The sequence below is a fragment of the Nocardia sp. NBC_01499 genome (genome assembly GCF_045040275.1).
Lineage (GTDB): Bacteria > Actinomycetota > Actinomycetes > Mycobacteriales > Mycobacteriaceae > Nocardia.
In genome coordinates, this window is the sequence record NZ_CP109426.1 from 3,845,508 (window position 1) to 3,869,985 (window position 24,478).

The following is a 24,478-nucleotide window of genomic DNA, read 5'->3' on the forward strand; positions in this document are numbered from 1 at the left end:
ATCAACCTTTCGGTGCGGGAATGACGGGCTCAGCGGCGCTGTCGACCGCGGCGGCCAGCGCGGCGATCGTGACACCGTCGAGCAATGCGGTCAGGTCGAGGTCGATCCGAAACCGGGTGTTGACGTGGTCGATCATCCGTACCAACGTCAGCGACGTGCCGCCCAGATCGAAGAAATCGTCATCGGGGCCGAATCCGTTCTCCCCCAATATGTCTCGCCAGATCGAGGTGATCACGACATCGGTCGCGGCAGTCGACCCGAGCGAATCGGCGGCCATGGCCGCCGACCGATCGGCTTTACCGTTGCGTGTCAACGGCAGTGCCGAGACCCGGAGGTAGGACGACGGGCGCAGATGCTTGGGGAGCGCGGCATCCGCACGTGCGGAGATCTCCGCGCGAAGCCGCTCCCACGATCCGTTGTCGTCCGAATACTCCTGTGACGCAACGATATACGCTACCAACCGGATGTCAGCGGCGCCGTGATCGACCGTGCCGACGAGGCAGGCGTCCACCTCGGGGTGCTTGATCAGTACGGCCTCGACCTCACCGGGTTCGACGCGGTAACCGCGCACCGTGAGCTGGTCGTCGATCCTGCCGAGATACTCGAACTCCGTGTCGTTTACGCGCCGCACCCGGTCACCGCTGCGATACGCTCGCCGACCCGCGATGTCTACGAAGCGTTGCGCGGTGAGATCGTCGCGGCGATGATAGCCGCGGGCCAGCCCCGCTCCGCTGATGTACAGCTCGCCGGGCTGCCCGTCGGTCATCGGCACACCGGCGTCGTCGACGACCTGGAAGTCCAAGTCCGGCAATGGCATTCCGATCGGGCTTACCTCCGGCGTCGTCAGGTCCGCAGGACGGATCGGCCGGTATGAGGCGTGCACGGTGCACTCGGTGATGCCGAACATGTTCACTACGTCCGGTCGCCCCGCCGGATGCCGCTCGAACCAGGGCTCTAGCATCGCGACGTCGAGGCGCTCGCCACCCAGGATGACCGCGCGCAGCGCTGGCAGGTCGTCGGGCGATGTTGTGCGATCCGCGGCGATGAACTGGCGGAATGCCGACGGTGTCTGATTGAGCACCGTGACACCCTCGTTCGCGACGAGGGCCCGGAACCGCGCAGGCGAACGCGAAACTTCGTACGGCACAAGGACAAGCCGTCCGCCGTGCAGCAGGGCGCCCCAAATCTCCCACACCGAGAAGTCGAACGCCGCCGAGTGGAACATGGTCCATACGTCCGTCTCGGCGAAGCCGAACCACTCTCTGGTCCGCTCGAACAGTCGAACGATATTGCGCTGTTCGACCTGCACGCCCTTCGGCTGCCCCGTCGAACCGGATGTGTAGATCACATAGGCCAGGTCGGTGTCGAGCGAATCCGGCGCGGGCGACGGGTCCAATACCGGTTCGGGTAGTCGGTCGGCGAGAACGACGGCACTCCCTGCCGCGTCGGCCATTCGGACGGTTGCGGTGGTGGCAAGCACCACGGGGCTGCCGGAATCCTCGACGAGCCATCGAATTCTGTCTTCGGGCGCGGTCGGATCGATCGGAAGGTAGGCGCCGCCGGCCCGCAGGATCCCCAACATGCCGATCACGAGATACACGCTCGTGTCGGCGAGCAACGGCACCACAACCCCCGGCCGAACCCCCGCGTGGCGAAGCGCGTCGGCGACGCGCTGGGCGCTGGCGCTCAAGTCGCGATATGTGAGCGTGCCGTCCGGAGCGCTCACCGCGATGCGGTCGGGGTGGGCTTCGACAACAACCCTCAGCAGATCGGCGAGCGTGGCAGCGCCAGGCGCGGTCTTCATTCGTCGATCGATAGTCTGGCTTTGTTCGATACTCTGACTTTGTTGAGGCACGGTCTCCTCCAAAAATGCGATACCGGCTGCAGACGTTGGCCTGAATTCCACGCGACCAGGAATGGATGCCGCGCGGATCGGGTTGCCGCCGTGCGTATTCCACAGCCCGAACCGCCGCAGCCGGGTCAGGTGACGGTCGACCGCGCGGGTCATTGTCAAGTAACACCAGCATCAGAAATAGCCCGGCAGGAACGCCACGCATGCCGCACCGAGATAGTCATTGGCGTACTCGATGCTGGAGTCGCGGACCTCGATGTCCGTGGTGCAGAAATTCGATCGCGTCCGGGTCCTAGCGTGCCTTCTGTTTCTTGATCCGGCCCATCACGTGAACCGGCATGGTTTCGTCACCGAAGACGATCGGCGGGCCGCTGCGATCCGCCGGTCATTGGCAAGCTCGAACACGAACTTGCCGCAGTGACAATCCCGGAACACGCAATAGGCCGGATCGGCCATGACTTCCCCTAGATTTGTACCGTTCGACTGAGTGAACGAAATCCCTGCCCTAGCATAGTAACCTGGGACGCCACTCCGGGGCTAGTGGCAGTTCGGTAAACTTGCAGCGAAAGATGAACCACTGCAACGGAATTGGAGACGACCTGGTCCAGGCCGTTCCGTCCCTGACGCGGATCACGAGCCGATTCACCGCCGTAGAGTTGATCAGCTATTCGTCGGCGAAGGTGCGCTATTGACGATGACCGATCTGCTGCGCGAACTCAGATACCTTGATATGCTCCATGTTTCCGCTCCCAATACCGGATTAGCAACGTAGTATTGTCGCACTACTTCGACCTGGCATATCAGGTCATGGGGCTAATTAACCAATGCCACAATATTTTTGAAGCGTTGTGGTAATCAGTTCCCAATTGCGCGTTCGCCGAATCGACGCGGCGGCCCCCAGCGGTTGCGTGCGTATCAGGAGACGGTGAAGGTAGGGAGCCACAGTGCCGTGTGGGCCGGACGGCCGGCACCGGCGGGCAGCGTGGCGAGGTCACGAAGGGCGGCGTTGCGGTCACCGAGGGCCTCGGCCGTGCGGGAGAACATTGCGGCGTCGCCCTCACACGTCTACGAGCTGCCCACCGACGAACCGGCCGAGTTTGATCATGGCAGAGCAGGCTCGGGGGCGCGAGCTCCAATCCGAAGGCATACTGCGCGACATCTGGCGAGTGCCCGGACGGCGCGCGAACATCGGCATCTGGTCGGCCGCCGACGCGGATGCGCTCGAGTCCGCACTGACGAGCCTGCCGATCTGGCCCTACGTCGAAATCGACGTAACCCCGCTAGCCACCCACTCACTCAGTCGCTCGACCTGACCGACGCCAGGTCAGCCCTCTGTTCGGCGAATCGCACGGCACCGCAGCGGGTCCGGCGCGATGAGCCGTCCACAATGGATCGACAATGTAGGGAACACGGTTAGGCCGAACTGGATGACGCTGGCACGCGATGAGGCATTGGCGCTACTGACAGACCCGCTGTCGGCGCGGCGGCGACGCGGCGCCAAACGGCTGCGTGCGCTCGCGGACTCGACAACAGCAGCCCAGGTCCGCACTGCGCTCGAACGTGAGGTGCTGGATAAGCGCACCTGGGAGACGCAGTACCAATTGATCATGGCGCTAGGGATGACTGGTGACCGCGGCGACGTCGAACTGTTGAAAACAGTGGCGCTGCAACCTCGCTCGGCAACGATGGTCAACGCCGCCCTTGGCGACGCCGTTGTCCGGCTTGGTCGTGCAGTCGACGATGACCCGACCCCCGCCCTATGGTGCCTGCAACAAGATGTCGAACTTCTCGCTGACGGCGCGCTGCGCGCAGTGGCAATGCTGCGACTGAACTTCCCCGACACCGCAATCGCCGATGTCCTCGACTACGCCGAGGCCCACTTCCACGATCTCAACCATAAGTACCTGCCGTATTGGCCAGCGGTCGCAGCAGCCGGCTGGTCCGGACCTCGCGTACATGCGTTTCTCAGCCGATGCTCGCAAGACAACCGACAGATCATCGCCGACGCCGCAAAGGACGCCCTGAACGGTCGTTACGGAAACTACGTGAGCGTCCTGTAACAAACGCGGAGCGCACGGCAACATCCGGTCGCATCCGTGCGTGGGCAGGCGCTGATCCAGCGTGATCTGCGACTTGTGGAGCATCGCCGCCCGGGCCGCGATCGCGGTATTCGACAGAAGCACGGGTTGGAAAGCCGTGTCGACCAACAGATTTGGTCGAGAACTACGCACGCCCAGCGGCGTTGTCGTGCATTCGGCGGACACCCGCCAGGTCCCGTGCACGTGTTTGCCTGTCACCGCTCAACCACTTCTCACACGTGTTCTGCGGATCATCTGCTCGGACCGGGCCGCGCGTCGAGAGGAAGCCGGCCTGAACGGCCACAAACCGTGCTGTCACCGGCGCCACCTCAACCAGCTGTTCGGGTGGCAACCTTCCGAGATGTACTGCTGGACAAGCGATCAGGGGGAACTGACGTAACTCCCTTCTCGGACTTTGCCGCCCTCAGTTCCCCGTGATCATCCGACCAACAACGGTCGGCGCCGTGCGGCCGGACGAACGCACTGTGTGATGCACGGATCTCGCCGGATAGGGCGGCGGCGGCCAGCGTGGAAGTGGCCGGTCAGGAGTTGGAGGTGGTTTCGGTGCCTTTGCGAGTGAGGACGGTGAGGGCATCGAGGTGGGCGTGGTAGGCGGTGCGGCCCTTATAGGTGAGGGCGAGCCAGGTTTTGGGTTTGCGGCCTACGTAGCCCTTGGTGACGGTGAGATATCCGGCGGTCTCCAGGACGGTCATCGCTTTGGAGAGGGTGGATTTGTTCAGTTCGCAGAGGTCGGTGACAACCATGAATTCGGCTTCGATGCAGCCATCGAGGAATGCGACGAGTTTGAGGCGCGGTAGGGAGGCGAACAGCTCGTTCAGGTCCGCCACGGTCGCATCCTCCACAGTGCGCCGTTCGGGCGGGCCTGTGCGAACCACATCCATCCGCCCATGACCAATCCGCACGGCAGTTGTAGCCATGCGGTCAGGCTCTGATTTCCGTGACCGAAGTCAGGAATGATCAGCACCACGATCAGCACCACGAGGAACTTCCACTCCGCCAGCGGGACGGGAATGAGGCCGCGCGCACGCCGGACTCGGCGCAGCCACCGCACAATCGCGTAATACACCGCGAACGAGGCGATTGCGCCGATCAGGGCGGTCCATTTGATCGGATCGTCGAATCCGAGCAGGAGGGCCAGGCCGAACAGCGTGACGAAGAGTCCCGCGAACACACCTGCCGCGAAAGGCCCCCAGGTGGGCAAAGCGGCGGCCTCATGCGCCCGACGAGTGGCAGCGGCGGCGACGTCGAGGGCCTGCTGTGGTGTCTGTGCCTCTTGCATGAGGTGACCATACATCAACGAGTTTCCATTGGGAAACCTGTTTCCCAACACGAGTGGCCCGCGTCCTGAGTCGCTCATCGGCAGGCACTGATATTCGCGAGAACGACTGCCGCCCAACGGTTGTGACTGGTCGGACGCGCGCTCCGCAGCTAATTGGAGACACGACCGATCCCGGCCAGGATCCGTCCTAGGCGCCCGCCGGAGTGCACTCTCCTACGGCTACCCACCGTCGGAACTGTTCGCGCACCGCCACTCGCACCGGCAACCAAGTGAGCGGCCCCGTCAGTGAGCCCACCACCAGCGCCGCCACAAAACGCCAACGCTCGCAGACGGGCGTCTCCGAGATGGACTACGACAGGTTGATCGCGCAGCAGTTCGGCACACGACACCACGGATAGCGATAGGTCGGCAACCGGTCGACCTATCGCTACCAGCGAGTCACGGTTCCGCACGCAGAACCAAGATTGTCAGCTGCGGACAAACGCAGTTGTCGTTCCGGAAATTCGGCATTCCCGCCCTAATTTCCGATGTATCCGAATTCGGTTGATCAGAAGCTTTACCGACGCGATCGCCCAGTGGATTGATTGGAGCCCTGCCCACTGGATGTACCGAAGTCTTGCGTCCAATAGGGAGTGCCATTTCTACCCTTGGCAAATCCGACACCAATATCACGTAGCCCGCAATTAAGAATGTTCGCACGGTGACCCGCACTGCGCATCCATGCACCCACAACGTCGGAAGCACTCGATTGCCCCGAGGCTATATTCTCGGCCCAGGCGCTTGCGCGGTAGCCCGCCGCCTTGATCCGATCGCCCGGACTGCCCTTAGACGAGTTGTGATCCAAGACGCCACGGGCGGCCATGTCCTCCGTGTGCGCCTGTGCGGCCCGGTTAAGGCGGCTTTCGGCCCTTAGGGCGGGACACCCGGCCTTCGCGCGTTCCGCGTTGGTTAGTCGGACCACGTCGGAGGCGACGGACTGAGCCTGTGGCGCCGCTAGGGTCGCCGGCCCGAAGGCGATCAGCCAGGCGGAATACGTTGATATGACGAGACAAGTAAGGAAGGAACGGTTCAGAGCGGGAGAAAGACGCATAATTCAGACTCCACGGTTCGTATTACGTTTAAATAACATTAACATCTCAGCGTGCGCGTACGCAAGATCTCTGCGGGCTCCAGCTGCCCGGTGGCAATCGGGTCGCTACAGCACGAGATTCGACTTCATAACGTAGCGCGGAAGACGAACCTTCGATACGATTCGTGACATCCAAAATGGTCGCATCTCAGGACACCGGACGTGTTCGATCTTCGCCTCGACCCATGCTCGGCCATGGGCGGACGTGCGCGAATAGCAGCGCCATATCCGTCGCATCCGGTGGCACCGACGTGCGGGCACAACTGAATCGATCGATTCGCTACTAAGGACAACAACTGATGGGCAAACACAACGCAAGGCGGAACCCTCTCGGTTCGATGCGGTTGGCCATGCTCTCGATGACCGCACTGATCGCCACCGGAATCGCCACCGAGCACGGGCCGTCGCCCGAGAATCAAGCGGCGGTCCTGACGGCCACCGTGACCGAACTACCTCCCCAGGCGCCGGTCACCGAGCCAGCCATCACTGCGAACGACATACAACAGCCGACCGCGGCCAGCCGACCGGAGCATCCGATACGACCAGCCATCGCCTCGGACGCACCCGCCGATCGGAAGGATCGGCCGTCCAGCCAGAAGGCGGGGCCGACCGGACTTGGCCTGCCACTCACACCGTTCGAGCAGAAGACGTCGATACCAGGCCGGACGAACACACCCCGAATCCACCATCAGAGCGACGCGCGGGATACTGCGGCAGGTGCCAAGCCCAGTGCCCAAACCGCAGTTCCACCCATCGATCTCACCGCACTCCTGACCAACATCAGCGCCGCCCTCAACGCCGGAGCGGCATTCGCACAAGGCCTGGAATCCAGCAGCGCGGCCCCCAGTACCGAGGCGAGTACTCCCGCGCCGAGCAGCACGGAAAGCGACTCCGCAGACGCCGCGAATCCCGCGAGCACGACAGCCAAAAATGTTCAAATGGCCGCTCCGACAACAGATCTCACATCGCTGTTGACCACCATCAGCAGCGCACTGAAAGTGGGAGCAGCGTTAGCACAGGGCGTGGAGTCCGGCAGCTCGATCCTCAGCCCCGGCAGTGCGGCTCTCGGCTCTGGCAGTGCGGCCCTCAGCCCTGGCAGCGCGGCCCTCGACGGCGGTAGCTCGATCGCCGGAACCGGCAGCGCGGTGCTCGGCCCCCTCGCCGCGGTGCTCGCCCCCCTCAGCGCCGCAGCACTGGCCTCCTCTTGACGCAGCGCGGACTCCTATCGGGCCGCACGGTCCGATAGGAGTCACGCCAACGTCAAACCGCTACTTCGCATAACCAACTCAGCGCACGCGCTCATATCGACGGTAGACAACGCGCGAGCTCGCGACTCGATCAGCCGCAGATCGAGCGAGCGGCGGAAAGTACGGAGTGCCGTCTCGGGGAACACGCCCATCGGCGCTACGGGACGTCGGGTCCAATTCTGCGCGGCTTGGCCACGCGCCGAATACCAGCGGCCGGGCCATTGTCACCAGCTCGCTTCCGCCGCAATGCGCCGAGATCGATGACACTCCCGTCATGCTCGGCCGGTTCATCCTCCGAAGCGGGAAGGGCGGGGTCGACCGGCCACGCCCCGGTCTCACGCTGCAGTTCCGATCGCAATACAGGCCTGGTCGGTGCGGGATCGAAGACAGAGCCCTCGGATTGCCATGGTTTACGGGGACGCTCACTGGCATCCTCCGTCATGCGCCGCGGACGATGCGGCAGCCGGATCAGCTTCGCCGCGTCGTCGCCAACCTCGGGGCGACCGGTCTCGGCCGCCTTCCACCCTTCCAGCTTCCTGCGCAACCGTTCCACCGCATCGAACCTGTTCTCACCAGGCCCCGGCACGGATCCCCGCCCCGGCACATCCCGATCCGACATCGAGCTAGGCCCCGACGAGTGCCATGACACCCGTCAACGCCACGACCGTCGGCACCCCGAGCTGATCTCCGAACTTCTTCCTGATTGCGTCACTCACGCCCGTATTCTCCCTCAGGACCGCCACCCCCGTTCCCTACCGTCTCCCCACTGAGCACCGGAGCCGGGCCCGCACACCATCACCTACGTGCGGAAACCCACCCCGGCCTGGCCGGACCACCATAGCCAGCTTCCATTCATCCCTACTGCGGCCCGTCGGTGCAGCCCCGAATTCCTGCGAAATCAGCCCTGTCGGCCACCGGACTCACCGAAGAAGCGACGCAGCTGCGCGGCGACGAGTTCCGGCTTCCAGTCGTTGAACGCCGCTCGCGACTCTCGTTGACTGAAGCGCATCGTCGGTCTCGGTAACCTGGTTCGAGGGGCTGGCAGGCCGGACGAACAAGCGGGGTAGCAATGAGCGAGGAATCGGTCCGGCGACCAAAGGGGCTGGGTAAGCGCGCATGGGTGACCACGAAGCTGGTACGCCGCGTACTGCGCGCGCTGGCCTGGTCGAATTTCGTGCGCGTCACCGTGATCGGCCGTGCAGAGGTGCCGAAGACCGGTCCGGTGATCGTGGCCAGCAATCACATCTCGATGTTGGACGCGGTGTTCCTGTGGGGCGCGCTGCGGCGGCGGGCCGTCGCCATTGCCATGGCGGAACTGTGGTCCTGGCCGGTGGTCGGCTGGCTGGTGCGGCGGCTCGGCCAGATTCCGGTGTTGCGCCGCGACAGCGAGTCAGGGCAGTCCGCGCTGTCCCAGGCCGAGCAGATCCTGCGGCACGGTGGGGTGCTGCTCATCTATCCGGAAGGGCGACTTGTCGCCCCCGGCGAGTACGAGCCGTACAAACCCGGTGTAGCGAAACTCGCTCTGGCAACAGGAGTTCCGATCATTCCCGTCGGCACCACCGGTACCGATCGGGTGCTGCCGATGCGGCGCAGCCGCGGCTCCGGCCCGGCCTTCGATCGCCGCCAGCGGGTGACCATCCATTTCGGCGACCCCATCGACCCCGCCGGTTTCGATGACCCCGACAAGCTGCTCGATCACCTGCGGCAGCGGATCGAAGGCCTGCGCACAGTGGAGTGACCGGCAACGGGTCAGCCGGACCCGTTGCCGAAACATGCACCAGCACAGCACTATTCGATGGGGCTCCCGATCGGAGTCGGCAGAAATCCCGACTCCATGAAGGCACCGATATAGGTGTCGAGCACGCTCTCATCGATGGGCAGGCAGCAGATCGCGCTCCCGGCAAGCGCCCGTGTTGTGTTGGCGCAGTCCACCACCAGGTCACCCGCGCCGCCCGCATAGTTGCCGCCGAGCAGCGCGGCACGCACCAGGGAGTCGTCACCCGCCAGGTACCGGGCGTTGGCTTCCTCGGCGAGCCGCAGCTGGATCGTGTCGAGTGAGGTTGTCTCGATGGGCAATCCATGTTTGCGCAGACATTCGAAGATGTCACGAATCGCCAGTGGCACTGTGTTCACCAGGTGATACGCGGTGTCGGTCGCGGTGCCGATGGAGATCTCCACGATGGCGCGCGCCACGTAAGATGCCGGAGCCAGCGAGATCGTCGCCGCCCCGACGTCGGGAGCCATGCCGAGGGTCACCGCCGCCCGGATCATGTTCCAGAACGAGTCGTCGGCACTGTTGATACCGACCTGTAGGTCACCGGAAACGAGCCCGGGTCGGTAGATCTTGGCAGGCACACCACGCTCGCCCGCCTGCAGAACTAGTTGCTCCGCAGCCCATTTGGTCGCCGTGTATCCCTGTGCGGGCAGCTCGTCGGCGCTGATCCGGGTGGCCTCGTTGACCGGTGCGCCCACCTGGACGGTGGAGACTACGGTGTTGACCGTGGAGACGAAATGGACGGGCTTGATCCGGTGAGTTGTCGCCAGACGCAACACCTCTCGGGTCCCCTCCACATTGGCGGCCCGCAGCCGGGCGTACGGCTCGAGATGATTGACGTGCGCGCCATTGTGGTAGATGACGTCGATCCGTTCGGCAAGCCATGCGTGACTGTCTTCGGACAGCCCTAGCGAAGGCTCCGCGAGATCGCCTGGCACCGGGACAATTCGGGACTCCGGTGCATCGCCCCACAGCCGATACCGCTGCAAGGCGTGGTTGATCCGGTCGCGTGCCTCAGCGGCGGTGCCCGCCCGGACCAGACACCATATGACGGCGTCGGTACGGTCGAGCAGTTCCCGCAGCAGGTACGCACCGACGAACCCGGTCGCTCCGGTCAACAGCACGTCACGCGCGGGGCCCTCATACGCCGGCAGGCAACCGACACTCGAAACCTCCGGTCCGAGTATGGCATCCGCGGCGATCAGCGCTGGGCTGTGCACCGGTGCGTCCGCACCGGCTATCCGCGCGGCCAGGCCGCGCACGGTGGAGGCGCTGAACAGCGTCGACACCGGCAATTCGACACCTAGCCGCGCGGACAACGCATGTTGCAGTGTCAGCGTGAGCAACGAGGTGCCGCCCCGCGCGAAGAAGTCGTCATCGGCACCGACCTGTTCGACACCGAGTACCTCCGCGAACACCTCCGCGACGATCCCCTCCGTCGCCGTGGACGGCGCACGGAAGCTGGCGGACTCGAATACCGGCTCCGGCAACGCCTTTCGATCCAATTTGCCGACCGGGGTCAGCGGAATCTCGTCGAGCATCACGATCGCGGCGGGCACCATATGCCGCGGCAGCGTGCGCTCGGCGTACTCGGTGAGCCGAGCCGCGGCAAGCGCTCGGCCGGGCACCGCACGCACATACGACACCAGAACCGTTTCCCCGGTGCCGGTTTCGTGCCCCATCGTGACCGCGAAGTCGACATCTTCGTGTCCACCGAGCACCGCGTCGATTTCGCCGAGTTCGATACGGAAGCCACGGATCTTCACCTGGAAGTCCGAGCGCCCCACATACTTCAGCTCCCAGGGCAGCTGCGCGAAAGTAGCGTCGGCCCGGTTGCACCAGCGGACCAGGTCGCCCGTGCGGAACATGCGCGCACCCGGCTCGCCCCATGGATTGGCGACGAACCTACCCGCCGTGAGCCCCGGGCGGTCATGGTAGCCGCGGGCCAATCCCGCTCCGGCCAAATACAATTCGCCGGTCACTCCGGGCGGCACCGGATGCATCCGTTGATCGAGCACCAGCGCGGACACACCGCGCACCGGCCCGCCGATCGTAATGTCACGGCCCGCGGTCTGCGCACCACAGGTCGCGGCGATGGTGGCCTCGGTCGGACCGTAGGCATTGATGTACCGGCGGCCCGGCTGCCACTTCGCCACCAACTCCGGCGCCGTGACATCACCGCCGACCAGCAGCGCCTCGGTCGCGAGACCGGTGGGATCGACGGTGCTCAGCACGGCGGGGGTGGCACTGCAGTGCGTCACTCGCTCGTCGCGCAGCACCGCCGCGAACTCGGGCCCGCCGATCACGGTCGGCGGCGCGATCACCAATGCCGCACCAACCGACAACGTGCACAACCACTCCAGTATCGCCGGGTCGAAGCTCGGCGAAATCGAGTGCAGCAGACGATGATGCGACTCGAGCCCCAAGGCAGCCACCGTGTGCTCGATGAGCCCGGCCAGCCCGGCATGGGTGACCATGACGCCCTTCGGCACACCCGTCGAACCGGAGGTGTAGATCAGGTACGCCGGATTGTGCGGGCGCAGTGGGGCGATCCGGTCGGCGTCGGTGATCGGCGCGGCCGACCGGCGCGTACACATCGCCTCGATGCCCGGATGATCGAGCATCAGCCAGGTCACGTCGTCGGGTAGCTGATCGGCGTACTCGGTGGTGGTCAACCCGATCACCGCCGCTGAATCGGTCACCATGTGCCGCAGCCGATCCACCGGATACGTCGGATCGACCGGCACATACGCGGCACCCGCCCTGGTGACCGCAAGCACAGCCGAAACCATCTCGTAGGAGCGCGGAAAAGCCAGTGCGACAACGCTTTCCGGGCCAACTCCGAGACGGATGAGGACCCGCGCCAGCCGCGCCGAATACTCGTCGAGTTCGCCGTAGGTGACCGATCGGCCCAGGTCACGCACCGCGATCCGGTCACGTCCCCAGCGCACCCCGCGAAGCATAAGATCCGGCATCAACGCGCCTGCCGCGCTGGGTTGGACCCGGGTCAGTGCGGCGTATTCGTCGTCGGCCAGCAGCGCGAGATCGCCCACCGGTAGTTGCGGCCGCGCGACGATCGCCGCGAGCAACCGCGGGAACCGGTCCGCCATCGCCTGGATCGTGGCTTCGTCGAACAGGTCTCGCGCAAAGGAGAACTGAGCGGCCATACCCGAATCCGTCTCCTGGATCGCGAGCGACAGATCGAACTTCTCGATGCCGACCTCGAAATCGACTGCGGCGACGCGTAATCCGGGCAGCTCGAAGGCAGCCTCCGACAGATTCTGGAACGCGAACCCGACCTGGAACAACGGGTTCCTTGCCGTCGACCGATCCGGGTTCAGCGCCTCCACCAGCCGCTCGAACGGAACGTCGGCATGCTCGAACGCCTGTAGATCGACTTCGCGGACATGGTCGAGCAGCGCGCCGAAGTTCTCCTGCCCGCGGACCCGAGCGCGCAGCACCAGCGTGTTGACGAACATGCCGATCACGGCATCGAGTTCGGACTCGCCCCGCCCGGCGACCGCGGTACCGACCGCGATGTCGTCGGTGCCCGACCATCGCGCCAGGAATATCGCGAACGCGGTGTGCAGCACCATGAACAGCGTCGCCTGCCGTTCGCGGGCGATCTCGGACAGTCCGTGACGCACGTCGCCGTCGATCGAGAACATCACCTGTCCACCGGCGAACGACCGCAGCGCGGGTCGGGGCCGGTCGAAGGGCAGGTCGAGCTCGTCGGGCAGGTCGGCCAGGGCGGTGCGCCAGTATTCGACCTGCCGCGAGATCAGGCTGTCCGGATCCGTCTCGGCACCGAGGGTGTCCCGCTGCCAGATGCTGAAATCCGCGTACTGCACCGGCAGTGGCGCCCAATCCGGCGCCACGCCAGCCGATCTGGCCGCATACGCCAGCATCACGTCACGGGTCAACGGCAGCATCGACCAACCGTCACTGCAGATGTGGTGCGCGACGAACACCAGCACATGTTCCTCGGCATCGACCCGGAACAGCCTGGCCCGCAATGGAATTTCGGCCGACACATCGAATCCGGCGGAAGCCACCTCGACGATCCGCGGCAGCACGGCCGCCGCCTCGACCGGTTCCGGCGTGAGGTCGATCACTGCTTCCTCGACGGGCAGGATCGACTGGTAGGCAACACCATTGGCCTGCGGATACACCGTGCGCAGAATCTCGTGCCGCGCAATCACATCCGCAACGGCTCGGCGCAGCGCCGCCGCTTCCAGGTCGCCGGTGAACCGCACCGCCACCGGGATGTTGTAGACCGCCGACGCGCGATCGAACTGGTTGAGGAACCACATTCGCTGCTGTGCCATCGACAGCGGGATGTGTTCCGGCCGTGGCGCGGCCACCAATGCCCGGCGACCCCCAGCACCCAGATGCCGTTCGACCTCGGCGGCCAGCGCGGCCACCGTCGGCGCGGTGAACAGCAGCCGCGCGGGCACCCGCGCATCCAGTGCCGCGCCGAGCCGGGCCGCGACCTGGGTGGCCAGCAGCGAGTTGCCGCCGAGTGCGAAGAAGTTGTCGTCCAAGCCCGTTCGATCGACGCCGAGTACCGCCGCGAACACGTCGGCGACCGCCTGCTCGATGTGATGTTGCGGCGCACGGAACTCGGCGATTTCGGCCACCGGCGCGGGCAGGGCCCTGCGATCCAACTTGCCGTTGGTGGTCAGCGGTATCGCGTCGATGACAACGAAGGCCGACGGAACCATGTAATCGGGCAGCACCCGAGCCAACTCGGTGCGCAACGCCGCGACCTCCGGTTGGCCGACCAGATACGCGACGATCCGCTGGTCACCCGGGGCATCCTCGCGGACGACAACCGCAGCTTGGCGTATCGACGCCAGCGCGAGCAGGGCGGCCTCGATCTCGCCGAGCTCGATGCGGAATCCACGCACCTTCACTTGATCGTCGGCACGTCCCAGGTAGACGAGATCGCCGTCGGCGTTCCAGGTGGCAAGGTCACCGGACCGATACAGGCGAGATCCGCAGGCGCCGAACGGGTTAGCAACGAACCGCCCGGCCGTCAGCCCCGGGTGGCCGAGATAGCCGCGGGCCAATTGCGCACCCGAGAGGTAGATCTCGCCCGGCACGCCCGTCGGGACCGGATTCATCCGATCGTCCAGCACCCAGATCTGTAAACCGTCTATGGCAGAACCGATTACGCTTCGGTTCGTCGTGGTAACCCGATGGCTGGTCGCGTGGACGGTTGTCTCGGTGATGCCGTACATGTTCACCAGCCGCGTCTCGCCGTGGCGGGCGCGCCAGTCGTCGAGTCGGCCGAATTCGAGCGCCTCGCCGCCGAACACGATGTACCGCAACGACAATGGGGCAAGGTCGGCCCTCGCCGATGCGGTGCGGTCCGCTTCGGCAAGCTGATAGAACGCCGAAGGCGTTTGGTTGAGCACCGTTACCCGCTCGGTGCGCAGCAACTCGAGGAATTGGTCGGCGGCTCGCGAGGTCTCGTAGTCGACAACGACCAACGTGCCACCGTGCAGCAGCGGTCCCCACAGTTCCCACACCGAGAAGTCGAACGCGTACGAATGGAACATCGTCCACACATCACGGTGATCGAAGTCGAACCGCGACCGGGTGTTCGCGAACAACGTCACGACATTGCGGTGCGGGATCTGCACCCCTTTGGGGCGTCCCGTCGAACCGGATGTGTAGATCACATACGCGAGGTTGTCCGGGCGCAGCGCAACCGTGCGGTCCGCGTCGACGACCGGCGATCCGTCCATATCGGCGAGGTCGCTCACTACGATCGTCGGTGCCGTGGTGGGCAGGGTGATTCCCGGCGCCGTCACCGCACAGACCGGCTCGGCGTCGGTGAGCAAGTGGGCGATCCGGTCCGCGGGATACGCGGGGTCGACGGGCAGGTACCCACCGCCCGCTTTCACCGTCGCGAGCAACGCGACCACCAGGTCCAGCGATCGGGGCAACGCCACCGCGACCAGCTGCTCCGGACCGACACCCAGCGCGATCAGCTTGCGCGCCAGCCTATTTGCCCTGACATCCAATTCGCGGTAGGTCAGCGTCTCGGCACCGAAGGTGACGGCGGTCGCGTCCGGGTACGCCAGCACCACGCCATCGAACAACTCGGTGAGCGTCATCGCCGGAGCGGCAGCCGCAGAGCGCGGGAACAGCGTGGCGAAGAACGCACTGAGCGATTCGGGTAGGTGACGCCAATCCCCCAGCGCGCCGATCGCGGCTATTTCGGCCTGCGTCACCGGAACCGCGTCGAACACGCCCGTCGAACCGGCGGTCACGTAGGCGAGGTCGTCCTCTTGTATCGGACGCAACCGATCCTGGTATGTCACCGGATCGTCGGACAGCTCGGCGAGTTCGCGCCGTATGCCTGGATCATCGACCGTCAGCCACTCGATCGAACCACCCGGATCGCGGGACGCGCTCGATCCGGAGCCCGCCGTGAGGCCGATCGCCGGTCGTACATCGGACAGCAGGTATTCGGCCCGCTCCGCCGGTGCGTTCGCGTCGACAACGACGAAGCCCGCGCCGGTCTTGGCCACCGCCCACATCGCCGACACCGCCACGATCGGCGAGGCGATAGCCACCGCGACAAGATCCCCGGGACCGACCGCGCGGCCGATCAGTAACCGCGCCAATCGCGACGACACCGCGTCGAGTTCGCGATAACGCAGCACACTCCCCCGCATCAGCACGGCCGTACCGTCAGGATCGGCCTCCACTGCCACCGCCATCAGCCGCGGCAGGGTCGCTGCCTTAGGCCGTCGCGGATGTACTCGGCGCGCGCGTACTGGTTCCCGCACTGGCCCGGACGCGTTGTCCCTCACACTTATCTCTCCTACGCATTACTTATTTCAGCAGATTGCTCACCGTTCGCCGCTACATGTTGGTCAGTCGACCAGTTCGCGAAACGTAGCCTTTTTCGGATCAGTGACGTCGTCATCGCCCCCAATCGTCGGATTCTTATCACGAACCCGACCCCCTTACGCCACGCCGGACCTTCCAATTGAAATAACTAGCCAATAGCTTTCGTTTTGAAACGGTACCCGTAATGGTGCACAGGTGGCACCGAAAAGACGCCTAAGCGCCACTCGGCATCGGCGCGTCATACCGCCTCGCCGGCAACAAGATCCACCACCTTCGGTTAGCCGTAGCCAAGTGAACGCGCCGTCAACAGGTTCACCTCGCATCGATGCCGCGCGGGCACTTGACCGACTGACGTGCGCGATCACCGCCAGGAATGGTTAACAGCATGCGTCTAACTTTTGAACGCTTCCGAACATGCCGAGTTGCTTACCATTTGCTATACCCAAGGATACATGGCATCTCCGTGACTCAACGCACATATATCATTTGAGTATGATTATGATTCTCTGATGATTTAATTACATTGATCATTCCGATAGTAGGCATATTTCGTTAGGCAGCGTCACGACCTCGTGCGCAATCGAACGTCGGTAACCCATGGATGAATGCCGTTCAGATCGACTTTGCTTGCGCCCGTTGGGATCCAAGCGATCGGGCAGGCTCGGCACGAGCTGGATCGATGGCGCTTGGCGGGTGTGCACGTGCCGTTGTGTAACGGTTTCGCCGTTACGGAAGACTCACCGGGTGGGATTGGGGCACCCGCGCGCCGGTCGAAGCACAGCCAGTAAGGAAGTATCAGACAGATGCATGTTCCACTACCGAGACGATCGCCACGGGCACAGACCGCGGCGACGGCGCGCACCAGCACCGCGGTGCGGACCACCGTTGTCGCGCTCGCCGCCATGTTGTCCGTGAGCCTGCTCGGCGGTACTGCCTCGGCTGAGCCGCAGAAGCCGTCCGCCATCGCCTCCATCACCAAAGAGGGACGCACCTGGCACCTCGCGGTCTACTCGGCGTCGATGGACAAGGAGGTACCCGTCGACGTGCAGCGTCCGGCCGACGAGTCCAAGCCGGCGCCGAACCTGTACATGCTCAACGGCCTCGACGGCGGTGAGGGAACCGCGAGCTGGCAGGCCCAGACCAACGCGCTGCAGTGGCTCGCCGACAAGCAGGTCAATGTCATCGAGCCGATCGGCGGGCGCGGCAGCTACTACACCGACTGGCTGAAGGCCGACCCGGCACTCGGCATGAACAAGTGGAAGACCTTCTTCACCGAGGAACTGCCCCCGCTGCTCGACAAGGCGCTGCAGTCCACCGGCCGTAACGCGTTGACCGGTCTGTCCACGTCAGGCACCTCGGTGTTGCAGCTGGCCGAGGCCAAGCCCGGCCTGTGGCAGTCCGTCGCCGCCTACAGCGGATGCGCGCAGATCGCCGACCCGGCCGGTCAGCAGTTCGTGAAGCTGGCCACCGAGACCTGGGCCGGTGGCAACACCGAGAACATGTACGGCCCTGACAACAGCCCGCTGTGGGCCGAGAACGACCCCGTCATCAACGCGGAGAAGCTGCGCGGCACCCTGCTGTACATCTCCAGCGGTAGCGGCATCCCGGTGCTCGACGACGTCAACTACTACCTCGGCAGCTCGCCAGGTCCCACCGGCGCGGTCAACCTCAGCCTCGGCGTGATCATCGAGGCCGCCGTCAACGGCTGCACCCACAACCTGCAGAACCGCCTCGACTCCCTGAAGATCCCCGCCACCTACCAATTCAACCCGGTAGGCACCCACTACTGGCCGTATTGGGAAGAGGCACTGCACAATTCCTGGCCCCTGCTCGCCCAGGGCATGGACCTGCCGCACTAACACCCGCACGGGAGGAGTCCGCCCGGGCTCCTCCCACCCCCTATCGTCACTGCGATGAGCGCACACTTCGAGGAACTCGGCTGGCAGCAGACGGCGATGGGTGAGATCAGTTTGCGGCGGCGGTTCGATCCGACGGCGCGCACCGATGTCTATGAGGTCAAGCTCGGGGACGAGTACCTCATGTCGAGTCTGTTCACCGTCGCGGAGCGCGAGCTTGCTCGATTGGGGTTGGCGCGTACGCCTGGCGCGGACTTGGATGTGGTTGTCGGCGGACTCGGTTTGGGATATACGGCGCGAGAAGCGTTGGCGGACACTCGGATCAGGACGCTCACTGTCGTCGAGTACTCCGCCGCGGTCATCGACTGGCACAACCGCGAATTGTTACCCGCCACAGCGGGATTGGCCACGGACAAGCGGATCACCCTGGTGTGCGCGGATTTCTTTGCCGCGGCGGCGGGCACGACCGGGTTCGACCCGGAAAGCCCCGGCCGGACCTACGACGCGATCCTGCTCGACATCGACCACTCGCCACAGCACGTACTGCATCACCCACACGCCCCCTTCTACACCGAGGACGGCCTGCGGGCGTTATCCGCACATCTGGCCCCACACGGCACTTTTGCCCTGTGGTCGGACGACGCTCCGGACGACCAATTCCTGGCGACCCTCGAAACGGTCTTCACCGACGTCGAAGCCGAACAGGTCGCCTTCGACAACCCCCTCACCAAGGGCCGTTCTACGAACACGATCTACCTCGCCACTCGGTCCTGACCGTTCACCGCTGAATCCGAAGGATATTGATCGGCCACCAGAACCACCGACCGGCGAGTGCCGCGATGGCCGGGACAACGAACGATCGGACTATGAGGGTGTCGAGAAACAGCCCGATGCCGACGGTGGTGCCGATTTGCGCGATATTGTGCGCGTAGCTCACCAGCATGGCGAACATCGTCACGCCGAAGACGAGTCCAGCGGTGGTGACCACGCCGCCGGTATTGACCATCGATCGGATGATTCCGGTATTGATACCGGCCACGAGCTCTTCCTTGAATCGACTCACCAGCAGCATGTTGTAGTCCGCGCCAACGGCGACCAGGAAGATGAACGAGACCGGCGCCACCGCCCAGTGCAACGGATTGCCGATGATGTGTTGCCAGATAAGGACAGTCAGGCCCAAGGCGGAAAGATAGGACAGCGCGACGGTACTGATCACCGCGATGGCCGCGACGAGGCTGCGCAGCAGAATCAAGACCACACAGAACACGAAGGCGAACGCGGCGACCACACTGGTGATGAAGTCCTCACGGACGAAGGCCTCGATATTGAGCAATGTGCCGCCCGGCCCGCCGATACTGACCGTGCTTCCGGCCAGGGACGTGCCGTTCATCGACTGCAGGGCTGCCGGAATGATCTTCGCGCTGAGGTCCATGGCCTCCCGGCTGAAGCCCTCCATCTGCGGTGTGACGACCATGCGCGTCATCTTGCCGTCCGGTGAAAAGAAGTAGGGCAGAGCACTTTTGAACAGTGGACTGTCGAACGCCTGGCTCGGCAGGAAGAAGAACCCGTTGGGATCGCCCGCCGTGAAGCCCTTGCCGATGTCGTCCAGGAATTGCGTCATGTCCGATATCTGCGGGAGCAGGATATTCAGCGTCCCCCGCAGCGGCGCGAGCACACCGTTCACCTGCGCGATGAAGTCCCGCAGGCTCGCGATCTGGGCGCCGAGCTGCGGAAGTGCTTGTGCCGCAGAGCGAACGCCGTTCACGAGTCCGTCGACAGTATTGTCGAGCCGCCCCACATCATCGAACAGCGAGAATCCGGTAAGCGCGGCCTGACAGGCCCGAACGTCTTGGCAATTCGGGATCGAACTCACGAATTGCCGTGCGGGCCCGGCGGTATCCCGTATCGAGTTCAGTTTCTCCACCACACCGGCAACCGCGGACCGCAACGCGACGGCGTTGCTGTTCACCTGCGCGAACCCCTGTTCCCCTGTGTCGAGCGCGGCCTGCACCCCGTTGATCGTGAGATTCAATTGATCGACGCGCCCGGCGAGGGTGGTCAGGTCGTCGAGCCGCGGGGTGAGCATGCTCTTCATTTGGGTGAAGCGGTTGCCGATGTAGCCCGCCTGGTTGGTCAGCGTGCCCTCTTCGAGCGGAGTGGTCAACGGCCGCGTAATTCCTTGCACCGCACTGACTCCGGGAACCTGCAATACCGCGTTGGTCAGTTTCGCGAGCGCGATCAGATCCGCCGGATTGCGCAGATCGTGATCGGATTCGACGAGAAAGATGCTCGGCGCCATGATGTTCGGCGGCAGATGACGGTCCGCCGCCGCGATTCCTTGGTTGGCCAGCGAATCGCTCGGTTGCGCGATGCGCTCGTTGAAACTGGGCCGGAACGTCGGTAGCACCAGTATTGCGAGTACGAGCACGGCAAGGCTGGCGACAAGTACCGGTCCTGGCCAGCGAACCACAGTGGTCGCGATGCGCCGCCACCGGCGCTGCGCTGACTGTGGACGCGGCTCGAGAAAGCCGAGCCGACTGCCGAGCGCCAACAGCGCGGGTCCCAACGTCAATGCGGCGGCGAGAGTAACGCTCACCGCGATCGTGCACGGCAGGCCGGAGGTGCTGAAGATCGCGAGTCTGGTGAGGGACATGCAGGCGGTCGCCCCGGCGACCGTCGAACCCGATGCGACGATAATGTGCAGAACCCCGTGCAGCGCTGTGTAATACGCCGTCTCCGGATCCTCGCCCGCACGGCGGGCCTCCTGATATCGGCCAAGCAGAAAGATGCCGTAATTCGTGCCAGCCCCGAGCACGATCACCGCGAGCAGCGCGGAGGCGAAAATCGATACGCCGATTACCTGGTGCTCACCCAAATACGCCACAACGGGTCGCGCCACCGCCAAACCCATGCCGACCGTCAGCAGCGGCATCGCCACCGTGATCGGCGAGCGATAGACACACAGCAAGACCACGCCGACCAGCGCGGCGCACACCGCGATGAGCAGAAGCATCGAATCGTTGATCGAGACGAGTTCGTCATTGACGACCGCGGACGGACCCGTCAGATGGACCGTGATCCCCGACGGTGGCGGGTAAGCGGCGATGATATCCCTGGCCGCCTGGGTGGATTCCATGGCCAAGGCCGTGCCCATATTCCCGGCCAGGTTGAGCAGCACATAGGACGCCTTCCCATCGGAACTCTCACTCGCCGGGGAGAAGTTCGGGTTGGACCACAGGTCCATCGCGGCGTTGACGTGCTTTTTGTCCTGCGTCAGCCGATCTAACAGTGCCGTGTAATACCGATGCGCGTCATTGCCGAGCGGCGCGTCCCCCTCGAGCAGCACATAGACGAAATTGTTCGTCCCCGCTCCGCCGAAGGATTTGCCCATCTTGACGATCGCCTGCACCGACGACGCCTGGTCGGGAAGAAACGACTGCGCGTGCCCTTTGACCACCGTTTCCAATTGCGGGACAAAGAGATTCAGCCCACCGGCGAGTAGTAGCCATACCGCGATGATCGGCACCGAGAACATATACAGCAGCCGCGCGATCTTCGGCCGACCTGGCGCGCGGTCGAACGGCACCGATAACTCCGCGCGCATTCTGACGAGCACCGCACGCGTACGAATCGAAGCTCGCGTCATCCGTTCGCTCATGAAACCGGCACCGCGCAGTTGACCGCGGCGAACCGCCCGCTCGACGTCTGCGAATCACGTGCTTGCCCATTGATGACTATTCGGCAAGAGACCTGATCGGCCTCCGATTGCGCGACCACTCCCGTCGCCAGGGTCAGTTTGTGGGTACGCAACGAAGTCCGCCACGGCAGGTCGGTCGAGACGTCCTTGGCGTTGCCCTGTTCGTCCAGATACGACAGCCGCACCGGCAGTCCACTCGGACCGTCGATCTCATACTCGACGACCTTTTCTATCGGGCGACCCACTACCGGGGGCCTGCTCGAATGCCCGATCGCCAAGTCCTGGATCTCGCTCAGCCGTAACCGGGCGATGAACATGGCGGTCAGGCCTAGAACCAGGAATACAACTCCATAAACCCAGGCACTCTTCATGACCTTCTCCGCTATTCGAGTTCGCGGCACTCCGGTGCGGGCCTCGTTCACCCGCACGTCGGCAGCAGTCGATTCATCAGTCGCGGATATCCGCCATCGGCGTTATTGCCGTGACGCACGGTAACAGTCACTTCAATAGCCCGGCAATATGGCCTACGCCATATTTATGCCAGCGCTATGCCAGCGATCACGCTACTTGTTCCGCAATAGGGAAGGCCGATCAGCGCTGCACACTCATCCCGCCGGGCACATGCCCCTCGGCGGGCCCGCCGCCATCGACATGTCTCGAGGAGAGGGCGGCCACGAGCGGCTCATCCGCCTCGGGTGCCCACCGATCCTCCTCTGTCGCAATGATTTCCGCGGGCAGGTGCAATCGGGCGACGATCCCGCTGACCGGCGACACCGTCAACTCGACCTCGATGCCGAGCCGCCGCGCCAACCGCCCGACCACGTAGTGCCCGAGATAGCGCGTCGGGGCGACGACGAAGTCCTGTTCGCCGCGCAGCCGGGCGTTGGCCTGGGCCAACCTGTCCGAGGGCATGCCGATGCCGTGGTCGACCACGGCCAGCAGATACCCGGACGGGAGCATGCGGCCGTAGATCTCCACTTCTAGATCCGGCGGGGAGAAGGCGAGCCCGTTCTCGATCAGCTCGGCGAGCATGTGGGCCAGCGCGGTGACCACCCCGCCGACAATCGCGACATCGTCCACCCGGTGCACCAGCACCGGCTGATAGTCGTCCACCTCGGACAGTCCAGCCCTGATCACATCGGCGAGCGCGATCGGCTCGGCCCAGCGCCGCGGGCTTGCCTCGCCGACGAGCACGAGCAGGTTCTCGGCGTTGCGGCGCATGCGGGTCGCCAGGTGGTCGAGCTCGAACAGGTTGGACAGACCCTTGGGATCGAGTTCCGCGCGCTCGAATGCACTGATCAAGCCGAGCTGGCGGCGGACCAGGTTCTGATTGCGCCGCGCGAGATTGGCCAGCGATTCGACGGTATTGCGCCGAACCAGCGCCTGCTCCGAGGCCAGGGCGAAGGCGGTGCTCTGCACGCCGTCCAATGCCGCTGCCAGAGCGGCGATCTCGGCGCTCGCACCGGGTGCGGCGCGCACCGGCTCCGGCGGCGGCGGTTGGGATTGGTCGGAGGCATGCCAGGCCGCGATGACGCCGGGCAGCCTGCGGTCGGCGACGTCGCCTGCGTCGACCGCGAGCTTCGCGAGCGGCCGCACGATCGCTCGGATACTGACAAAAACCATTGTCGCCTCGGCGATTACCGCGAGCAGTGCGACGAGCAGGACGCCGCCGAGGATCAGCGCGGCCTGCTCGCGCAGCACCACCGCGCGCTGCCGCACGTCGTCGCCGATCGCCTGCTGCACCCTGCGCTGCTCATCGATGACCGCGGTCATCTGCGTCCACCAGGTCCCCGGATCTACCGAGCGCACCAGCGGGCCTGCGTACGACGCGATGGCGATCTGTTCGGATTCCGCTGCCCTGGTCGCGTTTTCGCTACGCGTCGCGGCGTCGAGCAGCTGCTGCTGGCGGTTGGTCGCGTCGCGCGCGAACGCGGCGAGTCCGGCCGTCTTGTCGGCGCGGATCTCCTGGAATTGGCCGTACTCGTCGGGCCGGAACTCGCCGGCGGCGAAGACGCCGTTGAGGAAGCCGCGTTCCTTGGCCGTCTGTTCCTTCGTGTCCCCCAACGCGTACAGCGCGCGCAGTCCGTGCCTGACCTGTTCGTCGCGCGCCGAATCGAGCCCGAGCGTCAGTCGATTCAGCTCGGCGATGCCGTCGGTATAGAACTGGAAGGCCGCCTGCCTGCTGATCCCGCGACTGTCGATCTGGCCGCGGGTCGTCGCGAGAGTGGCGAATCGGTCCAGCGCCGAACGTAATTGGGCCGCACCCGGCGCCTCACCCATGGCACCGTCGAGCGCGTGCAACGCCCGATCGGTGTTGACCCGCTGATCGGCCACCGGCCGCTCCTGCCTGGCGTCGCCGCCGAGCAGTCCATTGCTCAGCCCGCGCTCCCGCTGCACCTCCTGCACCAGGTCCTGCACGGCCAGCGCGAGCGAAACCGCGTCAACGGTCGCACCACTCTGCCGATACAACCCCACTTCCCGGACCACGATCACGCCGAGCAGCACCGAAACCAAGACCAGCGAAACAACCAGAATTCGGCCTAGTTGGCCACTGATGGTGCGAGGCCGAACAATTCGCTGAGGTAAACGCACAACCCTGCTCCTCCGATGGACACCGCGATCGCTCCACGGAGAGCACACGGCAAGTCAGCAGCAGCCTCCATCCACCCCACCCCCCT

At 64.7% G+C, this 24,478-nt stretch carries 16 protein-coding genes; 6 read left to right on the plus strand and 10 right to left on the minus strand.

Annotated elements, in window-relative coordinates; all coding sequences use genetic code 11:
- Position 1: 1 nt before the first annotated feature.
- Together OG203_RS17720 and OG203_RS17725 are read right to left on the minus strand one after the other, a co-directional pair.
- Positions 2-1,804 carry an amino acid adenylation domain-containing protein gene (locus tag OG203_RS17720; protein WP_405166759.1) on the minus strand — a complete coding sequence of 601 codons (1,803 nt, stop codon included), beginning with the start codon at positions 1,802-1,804 and terminating at the stop codon, positions 2-4.
- 963 nt (positions 1,805-2,767) lie between these two features.
- Entirely contained in the window at positions 2,768-2,896 is a 129-nt protein-coding gene (locus OG203_RS17725) for a hypothetical protein (RefSeq protein ID WP_405166760.1), read from the minus strand.
- On the opposite strand from OG203_RS17725, the gene OG203_RS17730 reads away from it, so the two are divergent.
- Both OG203_RS17730 and OG203_RS17735 read left to right on the plus strand, forming a co-directional pair.
- Positions 2,896-3,165: a muconolactone Delta-isomerase family protein gene (locus OG203_RS17730; RefSeq protein WP_405166761.1), complete on the plus strand. Its 270-nt coding sequence runs from the start codon at positions 2,896-2,898 to the stop codon at positions 3,163-3,165. The two genes, OG203_RS17725 and OG203_RS17730, sit on opposite strands and share 1 nt — an antisense overlap.
- A gap of 114 nt (positions 3,166-3,279) precedes the next feature.
- Positions 3,280-3,912 carry a hypothetical protein gene (locus OG203_RS17735; RefSeq protein WP_405166762.1) on the plus strand — a complete coding sequence of 211 codons (633 nt, stop codon included), beginning with the start codon at positions 3,280-3,282 and terminating at the stop codon, positions 3,910-3,912.
- A 560-nt stretch (positions 3,913-4,472) separates the two neighbouring features.
- Here OG203_RS17735 and OG203_RS17740 read toward each other — a convergent pair.
- The 3 genes from OG203_RS17740 to OG203_RS17750 form a co-directional block, all read right to left on the minus strand.
- Positions 4,473-4,778 carry a transcriptional regulator gene (locus OG203_RS17740; RefSeq protein ID WP_405166763.1) on the minus strand — a complete coding sequence of 102 codons (306 nt, stop codon included), beginning with the start codon at positions 4,776-4,778 and terminating at the stop codon, positions 4,473-4,475.
- Positions 4,766-5,230 carry a hypothetical protein gene (locus tag OG203_RS17745; RefSeq protein WP_405166764.1) on the minus strand — a complete coding sequence of 155 codons (465 nt, stop codon included), beginning with the start codon at positions 5,228-5,230 and terminating at the stop codon, positions 4,766-4,768. Before OG203_RS17745 ends, OG203_RS17740 begins: the two co-directional genes overlap by 13 nt.
- A gap of 556 nt (positions 5,231-5,786) precedes the next feature.
- On the minus strand, positions 5,787-6,320 hold the full coding sequence (locus OG203_RS17750) for a CAP domain-containing protein (protein ID WP_405166765.1): 534 nt from the start codon (positions 6,318-6,320) through the stop codon (positions 5,787-5,789).
- A 338-nt stretch (positions 6,321-6,658) separates the two neighbouring features.
- On the opposite strand from OG203_RS17750, the gene OG203_RS17755 reads away from it, so the two are divergent.
- Positions 6,659-7,567, plus strand: coding sequence for a hypothetical protein (locus OG203_RS17755; RefSeq protein ID WP_405166766.1), 909 nt, complete (start codon positions 6,659-6,661; stop codon positions 7,565-7,567).
- Between the two features lie 196 nt (positions 7,568-7,763).
- Here the strand turns inward: OG203_RS17755 and OG203_RS17760 are convergent, their stop codons facing one another.
- Entirely contained in the window at positions 7,764-8,159 is a 396-nt protein-coding gene (locus OG203_RS17760) for a hypothetical protein (RefSeq protein ID WP_405166767.1), read from the minus strand.
- A gap of 516 nt (positions 8,160-8,675) precedes the next feature.
- Between OG203_RS17760 and OG203_RS17765 the strand changes: the two genes are divergently transcribed.
- Positions 8,676-9,344, plus strand: a complete 669-nt coding sequence (locus tag OG203_RS17765) for a lysophospholipid acyltransferase family protein (RefSeq protein ID WP_405166768.1) — start codon at positions 8,676-8,678, stop codon at positions 9,342-9,344.
- A gap of 50 nt (positions 9,345-9,394) precedes the next feature.
- Here OG203_RS17765 and OG203_RS17770 read toward each other — a convergent pair whose 3' ends face one another.
- Complete coding sequence (locus OG203_RS17770; protein WP_405166769.1) at positions 9,395-16,114, minus strand: amino acid adenylation domain-containing protein; 6,720 nt, start codon at positions 16,112-16,114, stop codon at positions 9,395-9,397.
- A gap of 1,035 nt (positions 16,115-17,149) precedes the next feature.
- Between OG203_RS17770 and OG203_RS17775 the strand changes: the two genes are divergently transcribed.
- Entirely contained in the window at positions 17,150-18,106 is a 957-nt protein-coding gene (locus tag OG203_RS17775) for an alpha/beta hydrolase (protein ID WP_405167898.1), read from the plus strand.
- Between the two features lie 54 nt (positions 18,107-18,160).
- On the plus strand, positions 18,161-18,877 hold the full coding sequence (locus OG203_RS17780; protein WP_405166770.1) for a spermidine synthase: 717 nt from the start codon (positions 18,161-18,163) through the stop codon (positions 18,875-18,877).
- A gap of 4 nt (positions 18,878-18,881) precedes the next feature.
- On the opposite strand, the gene OG203_RS17785 is transcribed toward OG203_RS17780, so the two are convergent.
- From OG203_RS17785 to OG203_RS17795, 3 genes are all read right to left on the minus strand, one after another.
- Positions 18,882-21,707: an RND family transporter gene (locus tag OG203_RS17785; RefSeq protein WP_405167899.1), complete on the minus strand. Its 2,826-nt coding sequence runs from the start codon at positions 21,705-21,707 to the stop codon at positions 18,882-18,884.
- A gap of 50 nt (positions 21,708-21,757) precedes the next feature.
- Complete coding sequence (locus OG203_RS17790; protein ID WP_405166771.1) at positions 21,758-22,171, minus strand: MmpS family transport accessory protein; 414 nt, start codon at positions 22,169-22,171, stop codon at positions 21,758-21,760.
- 220 nt (positions 22,172-22,391) lie between these two features.
- A complete protein-coding gene (locus OG203_RS17795; protein WP_405166772.1) occupies positions 22,392-24,392 on the minus strand; it encodes a nitrate- and nitrite sensing domain-containing protein in 2,001 nt (666 codons plus the stop codon).
- Between the last annotated feature and the right edge of the window lie 86 nt (positions 24,393-24,478).